Annotated in this window: 12 protein-coding genes, 2 pseudogenes and 2 riboswitches; of the genes and pseudogenes, 8 read left to right on the top strand and 6 right to left on the bottom strand. The window is 51.3% G+C overall.

What is annotated here, in order from left to right; all coding sequences use genetic code 11:
- Window positions 1–118 precede the first annotated feature (118 nt).
- Complete coding sequence (locus ACWGXF_RS23855; protein WP_084601294.1) at window positions 119–883, bottom strand: helix-turn-helix domain-containing protein; 765 nt, start codon at window positions 881–883, stop codon at window positions 119–121.
- A gap of 93 nt (window positions 884–976) precedes the next feature.
- On the opposite strand from ACWGXF_RS23855, the gene ACWGXF_RS23850 reads away from it, so the two are divergent.
- The 5 genes from ACWGXF_RS23850 to ACWGXF_RS23830 are packed head-to-tail and all read left to right on the top strand — an operon-like array spanning window position 977 to window position 4,504.
- Entirely contained in the window at window positions 977–1,852 is an 876-nt protein-coding gene (locus tag ACWGXF_RS23850) for an AEC family transporter (RefSeq protein ID WP_044398520.1), read from the top strand.
- 32 nt (window positions 1,853–1,884) lie between these two features.
- A complete protein-coding gene (locus tag ACWGXF_RS23845; protein WP_043387357.1) occupies window positions 1,885–2,580 on the top strand; it encodes a glutathione S-transferase family protein in 696 nt (231 codons plus the stop codon).
- Window positions 2,581–2,583: 3 nt separating this feature from the next.
- Window positions 2,584–3,282: a glutathione S-transferase N-terminal domain-containing protein gene (locus ACWGXF_RS23840; protein ID WP_044398515.1), complete on the top strand. Its 699-nt coding sequence runs from the start codon at window positions 2,584–2,586 to the stop codon at window positions 3,280–3,282.
- 20 nt (window positions 3,283–3,302) lie between these two features.
- Window positions 3,303–4,004: a haloacid dehalogenase type II gene (locus ACWGXF_RS23835; protein WP_044398513.1), complete on the top strand. Its 702-nt coding sequence runs from the start codon at window positions 3,303–3,305 to the stop codon at window positions 4,002–4,004.
- Window positions 4,005–4,012: 8 nt separating this feature from the next.
- Window positions 4,013–4,504, top strand: coding sequence for a DM13 domain-containing protein (locus ACWGXF_RS23830; RefSeq protein WP_081770863.1), 492 nt, complete (start codon window positions 4,013–4,015; stop codon window positions 4,502–4,504).
- A 533-nt stretch (window positions 4,505–5,037) separates the two neighbouring features.
- Here the strand turns inward: ACWGXF_RS23830 and ACWGXF_RS23825 are convergent.
- The 3 genes and pseudogenes from ACWGXF_RS23825 to ACWGXF_RS23815 all read right to left on the bottom strand — a co-directional run.
- Window positions 5,038–5,181 (bottom strand): annotated as a pseudogene (locus tag ACWGXF_RS23825) (class II aldolase); the annotation flags it as partial.
- Between the two features lie 108 nt (window positions 5,182–5,289).
- Window positions 5,290–5,544 carry a hypothetical protein gene (locus tag ACWGXF_RS23820; RefSeq protein ID WP_052521058.1) on the bottom strand — a complete coding sequence of 85 codons (255 nt, stop codon included), beginning with the start codon at window positions 5,542–5,544 and terminating at the stop codon, window positions 5,290–5,292.
- Window positions 5,545–5,743: 199 nt separating this feature from the next.
- Window positions 5,744–6,283 carry a carboxymuconolactone decarboxylase family protein gene (locus tag ACWGXF_RS23815; RefSeq protein WP_044398511.1) on the bottom strand — a complete coding sequence of 180 codons (540 nt, stop codon included), beginning with the start codon at window positions 6,281–6,283 and terminating at the stop codon, window positions 5,744–5,746.
- Window positions 6,284–6,390: 107 nt separating this feature from the next.
- Here ACWGXF_RS23815 and ACWGXF_RS23810 point away from each other — a divergent pair, with 107 nt between their 5' ends.
- From ACWGXF_RS23810 to ACWGXF_RS23800, 3 genes and pseudogenes are all read left to right on the top strand, one after another.
- Window positions 6,391–7,221: an AraC family transcriptional regulator gene (locus ACWGXF_RS23810; protein WP_044398509.1), complete on the top strand. Its 831-nt coding sequence runs from the start codon at window positions 6,391–6,393 to the stop codon at window positions 7,219–7,221.
- A 2-nt stretch (window positions 7,222–7,223) separates the two neighbouring features.
- Window positions 7,224–8,137, top strand: a pseudogene (locus tag ACWGXF_RS23805) (amidohydrolase); the annotation flags it as partial.
- 10 nt (window positions 8,138–8,147) lie between these two features.
- Window positions 8,148–8,237: riboswitch (glycine riboswitch) on the top strand.
- Window positions 8,238–8,350, top strand: a riboswitch (glycine riboswitch).
- 61 nt (window positions 8,351–8,411) lie between these two features.
- The gene (locus ACWGXF_RS23800) at window positions 8,412–9,686 is read left to right on the top strand and encodes a D-amino acid dehydrogenase (RefSeq protein WP_044398507.1); all 1,275 of its coding nucleotides are present in this window, start codon (window positions 8,412–8,414) and stop codon (window positions 9,684–9,686) included.
- A 117-nt stretch (window positions 9,687–9,803) separates the two neighbouring features.
- Here the strand turns inward: ACWGXF_RS23800 and ACWGXF_RS23795 are convergent, their stop codons facing one another.
- Window positions 9,804–10,442, bottom strand: a complete 639-nt coding sequence (locus tag ACWGXF_RS23795; protein ID WP_092701314.1) for a trimeric intracellular cation channel family protein — start codon at window positions 10,440–10,442, stop codon at window positions 9,804–9,806.
- Window positions 10,443–10,805: 363 nt separating this feature from the next.
- On the bottom strand, window positions 10,806–11,768 hold the full coding sequence (locus ACWGXF_RS23790; protein WP_046462844.1) for an IS5 family transposase: 963 nt from the start codon (window positions 11,766–11,768) through the stop codon (window positions 10,806–10,808).
- Window positions 11,769–12,768: the final 1,000 nt, after the last annotated feature.

Here is a 12,768-nt window from a genome sequence, read left to right as displayed (position 1 = left end):
AGCGGGTCTTAGGCCCTTGGGGTTCATTCATGCGCCGAGGTTACCAGTGCAATGGGGCTGGTTTGTGCAACAAAGCCCTTGTGGCTTATGCTGTTTGGGGGTAACGCCAATTTGTCATCTAAGCAACGCGACCCAGCGCCCTAGATAATGTTGATGGGCTGGAATAACCAGTTCGCGTTGCAATTTGCTTCAACCCGATACCGGTGTCAACCAATTGCCGCGCAATAGCTAACCTCAAGTTTTCTAAATACTTTCCTGGTGATACCTGCATCACTTCCTTGAAGTAATTGGCAAATGATGTTCGCGACATTCCAGCCAAGTTAGCCAAACTTTCCAAGGTCCAAGGATGGGCTGGCTTGGAATGCATCGCTACCAAACTTTTAGCAATCCGCGGATCTGACAAAGCCTGAAACAACCCTGTGGATTGTTGTGGTCGAGAAGTCAGGTGTCGCATCAAGCTAACCAACAAAATATCGCCTGCCCGATTCATGAAGAAGGGTTGTCCACAACGACTGGCCTGCATTTCGTTTGCAATCAGCATCATGACTTGCACCAACGATGGATCAGCATCCTTCATGACGATTGAGATTGGCTTAGATTGCTCCGCTAAGAAGCTAGGCCCCATTGGCCCATCAAAGACAACATCAAAGCTCATGCAGCACTGCTGATCTGCTTGCAGAAGATTCTCAAAATAGCTCGCCGCAGGGCAAACCAACAATGACAAGGCGTCCTGCTGAATACCCGAGAAACTGTCGGTTGGATGATCAGATGTCCCCGTCTTGATGATGTGCAGCGAAAACCCGTCTGGCTTAGTTGCCAAGGTTACTTTCGGACTAAGTCCCTCAAGCAAGGCGGTGAGTCGATCTAAGCGCGGAGCGTCCATTTGTACGAATTGCAAATTTATATGTACGAATTGTTGCACCAAGTGCAGGATACTGCAATCTGTTCTAGTTTTTCACGTAACAAGTGAGGGCACATGTTTTCAAAAATCGCATCCATCACGCTGCCAATTTTTACCCTTGTGCTGGTTGGTTTTCTCTACAGCCGACGCGTCAAACCGGACCTAGGGGGAGCCAACAAACTGGTGGTGGACATCGCACTGCCTATTTTGATTTTTATCTCGTTGTCCGCTAAATCATTCGATCCCATTTCTGCCATGTCTTTCACTGGGGCATCGATCGTGTTGATTCTTCTGACTGGCCTGATCGCTTGGCCATTCGCAAAATTCTCAGGCGCATCAGTGCAAGCATTTTTGCCGTGTGCCATGTTCACTAATGTTGGTCCAATTGGCATTCCCTTGATTGCACTTGCCTATGGACCCGAGGGCATGGCTCCCGCGGTCGTTTTGTTGGTGATTTCTAATATCCTGCATTTCACGCTTGGTGCTGGCGTGATGAGCGGCAAAGTTGACTGGCGGATGGTTTATGCCAACCCACTTGTTTGGTCAACCGTATTGGGTGTTGCTAGTTCTCAATTGCAGATAACACTTCCGGAGTGGGTTCAAACATCCTGCACCATGATTGGCAGTGTACTGGTCCCGATGATGTTGATGTCACTCGGAGCAAGACTTGCCAGCAGTCAAGTGGCGGACGCATGGGTAGGTGTTCGCTCAGGCGTGCTTATTTTGATCATCAGGCTTGCTGCTGTACTTTTGGCCCTTTGGTTCATTCCATTGGAAGGACTAGAGCGTGGGGCATTGATCCTTTTTGCATGCTTGCCATCGGCAGTCTTCAATTTCATGCTTGCAGACAAATTTCAGGTGGAGCCTAACAAGGTGGCTTCCACAGTCATCGTTGGACATTTACTGAGTCTGGCTTTTCTGCCACTCGGGATTTGGCTGGCATTCATTTAAGTTTTTCATTCATAAGCAAAAAGGAGTTCATCTTGATCAAGTTTTATTTCCATCCTTCGCCCAACCCTTTAAAGATTGCCCTGTACCTTGAAGAGACAGGAGAGCCCTATGAGCTCATTCCTGTCGACACACGTAAAGGCGAACAGCACTCAGATAGCTTTAAGGTCATCAACCCGAACGCGAAGACGCCAGCCATGCTTGACGACGACATTCGAGTTTTTGATAGCAATGCGATGTTGCTTTATTTGGGCGAAAAGATTGGCAAGTTTGTGCCTGTAGGGACGCCAAAGAACAAAGCTGAGATGTATTCATGGCTGATGTTTGTAGCCACAGGTATTGGCCCTTACTGTGGTCAGGCTGTCCACTTCAAGCACTTCGCTCCAGAGCCCAAAGAATACGCAGTGAACCGCTATGACTTTGAAGCATGGCGTCATTGGAACCTCATCAACGACCACTTGGCACATCAGCCGTACATGATGGGCAATGATTACTCAATAGTGGACATGTCGGTATGGGGCTGGGCTCGCGTCGTCCCCTTTGTATTGGGTGCTGATGCTTGGGAAAAACTGCCGCACGTTAAACGCTTGCTTGATGAAATCAACGCACGTCCTGCGGCGCAACGAGCAGAAGCCTTGAAGACCAAGTTTGCTTTCAAAACCGAAATGGATGAAGACGCACGCAAAAAGCTGTTCCCATCTAACGAGCGCCTGAAAGCCTCTGGAGTGTGAGGCATGGTTGATTTTTATTACTGGACCACACCTAACGGCCACAAGGTCACGATGTTCTTGGAAGAGTCAGGTCTTGACTACAACATCAAACCAATCAATATCAGCAAAGGCGAACAATTCGTTCCTGATTTTTTGAAAATTGCGCCCAACAATCGCATACCGGCCATCGTAGATCACACACCTGTTGGTGGAAGCGAACCCATTGCCATTTTTGAATCGGGTGCCATTCTTTTGTACTTGGCAGACAAGACGAAACAATTTATCCCTCAGGACTTACGTGGAAGAAATGAATGCCTGCAATGGCTTTTCTGGCAAATGGGTGGTCTAGGCCCAATGGCTGGTCAGAACCATCACTTTGTCCAGTACGCACCAGAGCAACTGCCGTATGCCATTGATCGTTATGTCAAAGAAACATCACGCTTGTATGGCGTGCTGAATAAGCATCTATCAGATGGTCGCGAATACATTTGCGGTGAGTACTCTATTGCCGACATGGCCTCCTATCCATGGGTTGTCCCACACGAACGCCAACGACAAGACATGAGCCAGTTCCCCTACCTATCTTCATGGTTTGAACGGATTGGAAGTCGTCCGGCAACACAAAAGGCCTATGACATCGCAAAGTCGATCAATACCGCGCCTACTGTGGACCAGAACGCCAAATCCATTTTGTTTGGTCAAGATGCAAAGACAGTAGTTTGATTCCCAACTAGGAAATTTTCATGACTATAAAAGCAGTTGTTTTTGATGCTTACGGCACATTGTTTGATGTTTACTCCATCCAAGTATTAGCTGAAGAGCTCTACCCAAGCCATGGGGCTGACATTGCGGTGAAGTGGCGCGACAAGCAAATTGAGTACACAAGGTTGATTACGCAGTCTGATCCGCACAACGCATCTGGCAGTCAATACTTCCGTCCATTTTGGGAGCTGACACGCCTGTCATTGGAGTACACCCTAGACAGACTGAAACTAAATCGTGAATCGGATCAGGTAGAAAAACTGATGCAGCAATACGCTCACCTGACCCCGTTTACTGAAAATTTGGCAGTCCTTCAGAAAATCAAAGCTAGTGGTGTTACGACTGCCATCCTCTCTAATGGCAGCGTGGACATGCTGGCATCAGCTGTCAAGAGCGCGGGCATGGAAGATGTCTTAGATCAAGTCATATCAGTAGATTCAATACGCCTTTTCAAGACATCGCCCGAAAGCTATGGACTTGTGCAACAGACGATTCCCGTAAACAAAGATGAAATTCTGTTCGTATCAAGCAATGCATGGGATGCACTAGGTGCTACTTGGTTTGGCTTTACAACGCACTGGGTCAATCGACAAGGTTTGCCGTTTGAGGCTTTGACACCTCGCCCGCATTATTCCGGGCCAGATCTCAAGTCAGTCCTTCACTCGTTGGAGCTAGCGGAGTAATCATTGCTATGAAATTTCATCTACTTTTAAGTTTCATACTTCTTTGCACAGTGCCAAATGCAAATGCACAGCTGCTAGATGCAATTCGTGGTCATGCTCAAGACCTAAGAGTGCGATTTGACGATCACCAAAAAATCGAAGGCGAACTCATCAAACGAGGACAGATTGACAAAACAGCAAAGGGGCAGGATTTAATCCACAACTCCTCTGGCGAGTGGTCTGTCATAAAGGTAGGAAATCAATTATTTTTGCAATCAAGCGAGAACTTTAGATCCAGCCCAGGCCCTGACTACCATGTCTACATCAGTAGCAAATCTGCCATCAAGGACAACGATGAATTTAGCGTTCAACAAATTGAAGTTAGCCGGCTTAAAAAGCCTAATGGTGCCGCTTTCTATCTCCTGCCAACGCAAAACCCAGAAGACGTAACGAGTGTGCTAATTTGGTGCAAGCAGTTCAAAGAATACATCGGTTCGGCAGATTTACGGCAAGCAAAGTAAGTTGATCAGACAAGAAATTAATGAGCAGCATATGAAGTGCGAGCAATCGCACAGTCAATTCCACGGTTTTCACTTCGTATGCTTCTCATTTCGTTGAGTTCGACTCCCGAAATTGAACTCGATCAATGCACCCTACTTTCGTCTCACTACTGCACCAAACCTTGATTTCCCTTGGCTCCTAGTTTGATTGCCTTTTGATTGGCTCATCATTTGCCGAGTAAAATGCTATAGGACACATCAAAAGTGCTTTAAACCTCAGAAAAGTTACATTATGTAACTTTTGGCTTATTACACGGTTTATTACACGTTTATCGTTTTTGCCTATAAATTATTGATTTATATGGATTTTTGACGAGCCTGGCTTTCTGTTAATCAGAGGTTCTCTGGTTAAAACTTAGCTCATTATTTAGACCAATTTTTCTCAGTCATTGCACGTTTTATTACACGGTCGATGACCAAAAGCAAGCTGCATAAATCGATCTGTACAAAGTGCTACTCACTCCAACTCATACTATAGAAATTGTCTACCGTTATGGGGTAACGCCACTGATGTGGGTGAACACCAGATCGCTCCAGCCATACAGCGCCACCAGCCGGTAACACGCGGCCAAGCCCAGCCGCAGCTGCCATTCATCGGGGTGAACGCTATCTTTTAAGGAAGGAATCTCAAACGCCATGGCTGTGCTCCGCAGGTCAGCAAAAGGGATTCAGCTTAGCGGCAAGCGGGGCGGGGGGATGACTTGTTGGTGACTGGGCGTAAAGGGCTGCCAACGATGAGGCCGCACTCACCCCGGCCGCGTCAATTCCTCCAGCCGCATCAGCCAAGCCCGGGCGTGCACCCCGCCATCGGCCACATCCCCACACATCTCCACCGACGCTTGCAGTTGCCCACACATCGCGGGCCGTTCGGGTTGCCCAAAAACTTTGCAGCGCATTTGTTCGTCAAGTTGCACGCAGGGCACGCCCGCTGGTTTGCCTTGGGGCATGGTGGGGATGAGCGAGGAGATGGATGACTCGCGCAGCTGGAATAAGGCGCGCACAACTTGATGCCCAGGGCCTTGCAGCCAGGGCTGGAAGACGCGTTCGCAGGAGACGTAGAAGTTGTTGCCGTCAATGAGGGCGAGCTTGGCCGCAGGAGTGAAGGCCATCTGTGTGCCAACAGGAGCAACACGGCCACCTGCGCCAACGACCACCAGGAGGTGGCCGTTGGCGTTCCCCGCTTGTCAGCGAGGCTGGGCTTTACAGGGCGACTGGCACGGCTGGGAAGTCGACGTCGGTGTCGGCAATGTGGTTGGTGTAGTTGGTCAACACGTTGAGGGCCACGTTGGCGGTGACTTCGATGACCAGGCCATGGTCCACACCCGCTGCTGCGGCATCGGCCAGATCGCTGTCGGCCAACACGCCACGCTGACGGACGATTTTGATGGCCAGCTCAACCAAGGCCTTGTCTTGTTCGCCTTCGGCGGTGCCGCTTCGGGCTGCGCGGATGGCTGCTTCCGACAAACCAGCACCTTTACCGATCAGGGTGTGTGCAGACAAGCAGTACTGGCAAGCGTTGGTTTGGCCCACGGCCAATGCGATCAACTCGCGCTGGGCGGCGCTCAAGCGGCCTTTGCTCAGTGCGTCGGAGAAAGCCAGGTAGCCGTTCAGGGCGGCTGGAGCCTGGGCGAAGGTGGCAAACAGGTTGGGTACCATGCCGAGCTTGGCCTTGACGCCGTTGAGGGTGGCTTGGGTGGTGGCGTCGGCTTGGGCAAGTGATACAGGTGCGATACGTGTCATGGTGAAACTCTCGTTTTGAATGGCTGTGCGACATGCACCAGTGAATTGTGCGATACGTATAATCACTGAAAGTACAAGAAAGCATACCCAAAGTATCAAGCGCCGCCATGGACCGACTTTCACCTTTGTTTGCCCGCTCGGTGCCCAGCGCACGCGTGTTCTATTCGGGCAACCTGTGCCAGATCTCCGCCTTTGAGGCCGAAGCTCATGTGGGCCATGTGCATTTGATGCGCAGGGGCACCATGAGCGTGATCGACCGGCATGGGCGCGCCAGCAGGGTTGAAGAGCCCAGTTTGTTGTTTTTCCCGCAGAGTTCTGCCCACCGGCTGGTGCCCGATAGCGCCGACGGTGTTGACCTGGTGTGTGCGTCTGTCGATCTGGGCGACGAGGCCCGAGGCGCGCTGATCTCTGCCATGCCCGAGGTGCTGGTGATTCCGCTGAACCAGTCGTCCAGTCTTTCACCCGCGTTGGACCTGTTGTTCCAGGAAGCCTTTGACGAAAAGTGTGGTCGGCAAGCTGCGCTGGACCTGTTGATGGAATACCTGCTCATCTTGTTGCTGCGCCACCTGCTTGACATTTCATCGGTCACCACCGGCATCCTGGCGGCGCTGGGCGACCCACGTTTGTCCAAAGCGGTCACGTCCATGCACGACCGGCCCGGCCATGCATGGACGCTGGAATCGTTGGCCGAAACCGCAGGCATGTCGCGCGCACGCTTTGCCAATCACTTTCGAGAGGTGTCGGGCCTGACCGCGCTCGACTACCTCACGGCCTGGCGCATCACAGTAGTCAAGGGTTTGCTCAAACGAGGCAAGCCGCTCAAGTCCATTGCGCCCATGGTGGGTTACGCCAGCGCTGTAGCGCTTACCCGCGCTTTCACCCACCGCGTCGGCATGCCGCCACTTGCCTGGCTGCAAACGCACACCGATCAGGACTGAGGCTGCCCCATGCCAGTTGCCATGCGGGTTTGATGCATGCCTGCGGCCACGACGGACACACCGCAATGCTGCTGGCTGCGGCCGAACATATTGCAAAGTCCACCACGTTTGATGGCACGCTGAATTTGATCTTTCAGCCCGCTGAAGAAAGCTTGGGGGGGCGCGCAAGATGATTGAAGACGGCCTGTTTGACCGCTTCCCCTGCGACGCAATCTTTGCCATGCACAACCTGCCGGGCTTTCGGCCAGGTCAGTTGTTATTGCGCGAAGGCGCAACCATGGCGTCCAGCGAAAACATTCTGGTGCACATTGAAGGTAAAGGCGGCCATGGTGCCATGCCGCACCAGAGTGCTGACCCGGTCGTTGCGGGTTCGGCAATTGTCATGGCGCTACAAACCATCGTTTCACGCAACGTACCCCCACTGCACATGGCCGTGATCACGGTCGGCTCTTTTCAGTCGGGTGTGGTCAACAACGTCATCCCCCAAAACGCCACGTTAAAGCTTAGCGTACGGGCGCTGGATCGGGATGTGCGAGAGTTGTTGCGCAATCGCATTGTGGAGCTCGTTGAGTTACAGGCGAAAAGTTTTGGCGTGACCGCAAAAGTCGAGTTTTTGCCCGGTTACCCGGTGCTGGTCAATACCCCTATTGAGACGGGAATAGCCCGCGAAGTGGCGGTGGCGTTGGTAGGCGCAGATAACGTGGTGCTCCAAACTGAACCGCTCACCGCCAGTGAAGACTTCGCCTACATGCTCGACAAAGTGCCAGGCAGCTATCTATTCATCGGGAATGGCGATGCAACTAACGGAGGTCACGGGGCCTGCATGGTGCACAACCCCAATTACGATTTTGAAGACCGCAACATACCTGTGGGTGCTGCGTTCTGGGTCGCGTTGACTGAGCGCTTTCTGGCGTAGTTTTTTTATGAAATTCAGATCGGGAGAGATCGCGTTAAATCGCGACGCCGAAGGAGCAACCACCCCGGAAACTCTCAGGCAAAAGGACCGGTTTGAATCGTTGATATCTCTGAAGAGTTGCTGGTCTTAGTCACCCGGCACACCGCAGGAGCAAGTGGTTGCATTGAACACGATGGACCACGAATCTCTCAGGTTCTAAACAGAGGGGGTGCACCAGCCATGCACAGGGCTTGTTGGTGCTCAACACTTTGACGTTTTTGAAAGCTCATTCACTATGAAAACAATCGCAGTTATTGGCGGCGGCATCACGGGCGTCACAACAGCTTATGCCTTGGCAAAACGCGGCTTTTCCGTTACCTTGTTTGAACGCCATCGCTATGCTGCGATGGAAACATCATTCGCAAACGGAGGGCAACTCTCTGCATCTAATGCAGAAGTTTGGACGCATTGGTCCACCATCCTCAAAGGGCTAAAGTGGATGCTCAAAAGTGATGCGCCGCTGCTGGTCAACCCAGCACCTACGTGGCACAAACTCTCCTGGTTTGCAGAGTTCATTGCTGCGATGCCCCATTACGAGCGCAACACGGTTGAGACAGCTCGCTTAGCAGTCGCAGCCCGCAAACACTTGTTTACTTGGGCGCAGGAAGAAGGCATTGATTTCGACCTGAAGAAGGAAGGCATCCTGCACATTTACCGTGACAAAAAAGGGTTCGACCATGCAGGCAAAGTGTCAGTCATGCTGGCCAAGGGGGGCCTACCTCGCTATGCCGTGACCCCAGCTGAAATGAAAGCCATCGAGCCGACATTGGCAGGCACCTACTACGGTGGCTACTTCACTGAGAGCGATTCCACGGGAGACATTCACAAATTCACCAATGGACTAGCAAATGCGGCATCACGACTCGGCGTGCACACGCTGTATGGTCAAGATGTGACGTCGATTCAAAGCGATGGCCAACAAGCTGTCATCACCGTGACACAACAAGACGCCACCCCAAGCCTGCATACCTTTGATAGCGTGGTGGTGTGTGCAGGAGTGGGCAGCCGTGACTTTGCAGCTCAGCTAGGCGATCGCGTGAACATCTACCCCGTCAAAGGCTACTCCATCACCGTCAACTTGAACGATGAAGAAAGTCAATTGGGTGCCCCCACCGTGAGCTTACTGGATGACGAAACCAAGTTGGTCACCAGCCGCTTAGGCCTCAACCGTTTCCGCGTTGCAGGCACTGCCGAATTCAATGGCGTGAACCGTGACATTCGCGCAGACCGCATCCGCCCATTGATTGAATGGGTGGAACAATGTTTTCCCCGCGTTAACACACGCTCTGTAGTGCCTTGGGCAGGCTTGCGCCCTATGATGCCCAACATGATGCCTCGGGTGGGTCAAGGTAGAACTCCCAATGTTTTTTACAACACCGGGCATGGGCACTTGGGTTGGACGTTATCAGCCGTGACAGCTGAGCTGGTGTCAGACACCATCGTCAAAGCTGCAGCAAAGAAATCAGGATATTCAATGAACTTGCATGCAGTTGCTGCTGGCAACATTTAGAGTTCAAAATAATAAGCAGTAGGGGTCTTGCGGCTCTCTACTGCTTTTTTTCTTAACTTAGTTGGTGATTTTCTAAAAAATTAAACAACCTCATCATTGGTTATAGTTTTTTAACATTCAAGCCCGCCAAGCCGGCAGTTGCCAGTTGCGCCACAGTGCCAGTGCGCGAAGGCACACAGTAACAAATAAGCACCCCAGTAAGGCCATCCAGTCTGGAGCATCTAATGTCCAAAGGACCACGTAAGTCCAGCCACCAGCAAAAGAACACACCGCGTAGGGGCGGTGGTCTTTGAAAGCCGTGGGAATTTCATTGCAAACCATGTCACGCAGCACACCACCAAAAACACCCGTGATCAGGCCCATTAAGACGGCGACTACTGGCGGCATGAGTGACTGCAAGGCGAGGTGAACTCCCGTCGCAGTAAATAGTCCCAAGCCCAGCGCGTCGGGCCAGAGTATTGTTCTTTCAGTTACTTCAAAATGCCGCTGTCGCATGAAGACCATAGCAAATACGCACAAGGCCAATACGCCCCAAAGCATTTCGGTATGTTGCACCCAAAAAAACGGGCGTTGATCAAGCAGCAAGTCGCGCAAGGTGCCACCTCCAAAAGCTGCCAGAAAAGCCACAACACAAATGCCCACCGCATCGAGCTTTTTACCCGCAGCTTTCATCAGTCCAGACAACGCAAATGCAGCGGTCGCTAACAACTCGACTATCAAATGTAGGGTGTCCCCCCATGATTGAAGTAAATACATTGAAAATTTATGTCACCAATTTAAAGTTTTCATAGCTAAAGCAAATTCAATCGCACTGTAAATTCCACGTTTTTAATTTTATAGGCTACTGGTCTACAACAGTTCGACTTTAAAAATTGAGCTCGAATAATTAGGGCTGTCACAGTTCGATGTCAGTGCATGGTCTCAAAAAAATTTTTTTGATTCGCGCACTAAGCAAAGCGTCTAAGGATGTCCTGAACAACTCGGATTAGTAAGTGCTACCGGTCCGTTTTTTTAGATGGCGCAATTGCAGCCGTTTTGCTCGCGTCTTCGCGCCATTTCTCACGCCATTTCTGGTCATTCGCGCCGCTTTTGCGGCCTCTGGCCTGTTTGCAGACGCACTCATCCCTGCGCCGCCAGCAGTTGGTGGCGCACCATCCACAGGTTCGATAGTGCAAACAGCGTCTTGAGCTGCAACGTGTTCTTCTTGAGCCCCCGGTAACGCACCTTGGTATAGCCAAACTGTCGTTTGATCACCCTGAAGGGGTGTTCCACCTTGGCCCGGATGCTGGCCTTGATCTTCTCCACTTGGTCTATGAGCGCATCAACGGGGTTGTTCTCTTTGTCCAGCTCTTTGCGTTTGCCTGGGCGCATCGCCACATGCCAAGTGACGTCTTTGCTGGCATCGGGGCGCTTGTGTGCGCCTTGGTAGCCCGCATCCCCAAAGACGTCTGTCTCCTGACCATGGAGCAAACTGTTGCCTTCCACCACATCAGACACGTTGCCCGAGGTGCCGATGACGGTGTGCACCAGCCCAGAGTCCGCGTCCACGCCGATATGGGCCTTCATGCCAAAGTGCCACTCGTTGCCCTTTTGGCTGGAGTGCATCTCTGGATCGCGCTTTCTGCCCTTGTTCTTGGTGGAACTCGGTGCTGCAATCAAGGTGGCATCCACGGCTGTTCCGGCCTTGAGCAGCAAGCCCTGGGCTGCCAGCAGATCATTGACGGTGGCCAGAATCTGATCGGCCAGCTTATGTTTCTCCAGCCGATGGCGAAACCTCAGGATGGTGCTCTCATCCGGTATTCGTCCATGGGCATCGAGCTGGGCAAACTCTCGGTAGATCGGGGTGTCAAAGAAGGCTTCTTCCATCGCCAGATCTGACAGGGTGAACCACTGTTGCATGCAGTGGATGCGCAGCATGGTCTCCAGTGCAAAGGGTGGGCGACCGTTCTTGCCTTCGGGGTAATACGGCGTGATGAGCTCGACCAACGCAGCCCAGGGAACCACCAGATCCATCTGGGCAAGAAGCTCCTGCTTGCGGGTCTTCTTGGTACTCAGGCTCAGATCAAGGCTGCTTTGCTTCATGGCCGTGAGATTGCCATCGCCTGCTGACTCCTACCAAACATCGGGGGAAGTTTTGCAGGATTTCCCTAACTTTTCCCCTGCTTGTTTAAAGCGCCAATTGCAAAATCTACTCCTGCGCTGGAAATTGACCTGCTTATTCAACTCCAATAAGTTGATCAACTCAATGCTGAACCGTCCAGAATCTGGACGCCCCTCCCATGTAGCTTTGAACTTCCACAGGTTTTAGTTCGCTTGCTATTCGTAACGTGTAACGTTTGGGAAGTAAGATGGCTCACAAACGTAGCAAAAGTGCACTAAACCTTGGAAAAGTTGCGAAACACAACTTTTGACCCAATTACACGAAATATTACACGTTTATCAAAAACACCAATAAGTCATTGATTCATATGGGATTTTGACGAGCCTGTTTTTCTGTTAATCAGAGGTTCTCTGGTTAAAACTTAGCTCATTATTTAGACCAATTTTTCTCAGTCATTGCACGTTTTATTACACGGTCGATGACCAAAAGCAAGCTGCATAAATCGATCTGTACAAAGTGCTACTCACTCCAACTCATACTATAGAAATTGTCTACCGTTATGGGGTAACGCCAGCCATCGGGGGCCTTAAGAGTGAAGTCCGGAGCAGCCAGCCAAAATCACAGATTGGGGTATCTAGAAGCATGGTTTTTGTTCATTTAGCACACACGTTTCAAGTGGTACTTGGAGGTGCCAGTTTGTCTTGAGTTTTGAGGTCAAAGTCCGTTGCATCGTGACGTTCGTGTAGTTGATCTGAAAGCTTGCCCCAAGTACGGTTGACCTTTCGACCACGCTGGACGGCAGGGCGTTGAAGAACTTCATTAGCCCATCGCCTTAAATTCTTGTAGCTCTCAACTTGCAGAAACTCTCCCGCGCCATAGGCCTCACCCAACACTAAGTTGCCATACCAGGGGTCTCCTCGTTTTCAGTGCAATAAGTGACGGTACGAAAAGCTAGCACTGGCGCGGAGGTGGTGTTGGTAG

Source organism: Comamonas sp. HJ-2 (genome assembly GCF_053615495.1).
This window is presented reverse-complemented; position numbering and strand designations above follow the sequence as displayed.

Bases quoted from the DNA above. Each gene is read 5' to 3' on its own strand.
- ACWGXF_RS23855 (WP_084601294.1), bottom strand. From the start codon at position 883: ATGGACGCTCCGCGCTTAGATCGACTCACCGCCTTGCTTGAGGGACTT.
- ACWGXF_RS23850 (WP_044398520.1), top strand. From the start codon at position 977: ATGTTTTCAAAAATCGCATCCATCACGCTGCCAATTTTTACCCTTGTG.
- ACWGXF_RS23840 (WP_044398515.1), top strand. From the start codon at position 2,584: ATGGTTGATTTTTATTACTGGACCACACCTAACGGCCACAAGGTCACG.
- ACWGXF_RS23835 (WP_044398513.1), top strand. From the start codon at position 3,303: ATGACTATAAAAGCAGTTGTTTTTGATGCTTACGGCACATTGTTTGAT.
- ACWGXF_RS23830 (WP_081770863.1), top strand. From the start codon at position 4,013: ATGAAATTTCATCTACTTTTAAGTTTCATACTTCTTTGCACAGTGCCA.
- ACWGXF_RS23815 (WP_044398511.1), bottom strand. From the start codon at position 6,283: ATGACACGTATCGCACCTGTATCACTTGCCCAAGCCGACGCCACCACC.
- ACWGXF_RS23810 (WP_044398509.1), top strand. From the start codon at position 6,391: ATGGACCGACTTTCACCTTTGTTTGCCCGCTCGGTGCCCAGCGCACGC.
- ACWGXF_RS23800 (WP_044398507.1), top strand. From the start codon at position 8,412: ATGAAAACAATCGCAGTTATTGGCGGCGGCATCACGGGCGTCACAACA.
- ACWGXF_RS23795 (WP_092701314.1), bottom strand. From the start codon at position 10,442: ATGTATTTACTTCAATCATGGGGGGACACCCTACATTTGATAGTCGAG.
- ACWGXF_RS23790 (WP_046462844.1), bottom strand. From the start codon at position 11,768: ATGAAGCAAAGCAGCCTTGATCTGAGCCTGAGTACCAAGAAGACCCGC.